Source organism: Streptococcus sp. GMD4S (assembly GCF_000296955.1).
In genome coordinates this window covers 1-1,248 of record NZ_AJRE01000244.1, presented here as the reverse complement: position 1 = coordinate 1,248, position 1,248 = coordinate 1, and the positions used below count along the sequence as shown (strand labels likewise).

The 1,248-nt window shown below is 44.0% G+C and carries 1 protein-coding gene; it reads left to right on the top strand.

Going from position 1 to position 1,248, the window contains the following annotated elements; all coding sequences use genetic code 11:
• On the top strand, window positions 1-1,248 hold a 1,248-nt coding region (locus GMD4S_RS09045; protein ID WP_000496596.1), incomplete at both ends, for a DUF1846 domain-containing protein.

Sequence of the window (1,248 nt, the reverse complement as noted above, 5' to 3'; positions counted from 1 at the left end):
ACCACATTTTGGAGCGCATTAACCAATTTGACGGCAAGCTCTACTTGGAGTTTGGTGGCAAAATGTTAGAAGATTTCCACGCTGCTCGCGTTCTTCCTGGTTATGAGCCTGACAATAAAATCAAGCTCTTGCAAGAATTGAAAGAGAAGGTTGAAGTTGTGATCGCCATTAACGCAAGCAATATCGAACATTCTAAAGCGCGTGGTGACCTAGGCATTTCTTATGACCAAGAAGTTCTTCGTTTGATTGACAAATTCAATGAGCTGGGAATTTTTGTTGGTTCGGTTGTCATCACACAATACGCTGGACAACCCGCTGCAGATGCCTTCCGCAACCAGTTAGATAAAAACGGGATTGATTCTTATCTTCATTATCCGATCAAAGGATATCCGACCGATATGGACCACATCATTTCTCCTGAAGGTATGGGGAAAAACGACTACATCAAAACCAGTCGTAACTTGATCGTCGTGACAGCTCCTGGACCTGGTTCTGGAAAATTGGCAACTTGTATGTCCAATATGTACCATGACCAACTCAATGGCATCAAGTCTGGTTACGCTAAGTTTGAAACCTTCCCAGTTTGGAACCTACCCCTTCATCATCCAGTCAACTTGGCCTACGAGGCTGCAACCGCAGACCTTGATGATGTTAATATGATTGACCCTTTCCATCTCCAAACCTACGGAGAAACCACTGTCAATTACAACCGTGATATCGAAATTTTCCCAGTGCTCAAGCGTATGTTGGAACGTATCCTAGGTGAATCTCCATACGCTTCACCAACAGACATGGGTGTCAACATGGTTGGCTTCGCTATTACTGATAATGAATCTGCTATCGAAGCTTCTAAACAAGAAATCATCCGTCGCTACTACCAGACTGTTCTTGATTTTAAAGCTGAAAAAGTCGGAGAAACTGCTGTCAAGAAAATTGAACTTCTCATGAACGACCTCGGTATCACACCTGCAGACCGTAAGGTTGCTGTCGCTGCACGCCAAAAAGCAGAAGAAACTGGTGGGCCTGCCCTTGCTCTCGAATTGCCAAATGGGGAAATCGTCACTGGCAAGAACTCTGAACTCTTTGGTCCTACAGCTGCAGCCTTGATCAATGCCATCAAAAAATCAGCTAACATCGCTAAGGAAGTAAAATTAATCGAACCTGAAGTCGTCAAACCAATTCAAGGTCTTAAAATCAATCATCTCGGTAGTCGCAATCCTCGCCTCCACTCAAATGAAATCCTGATTG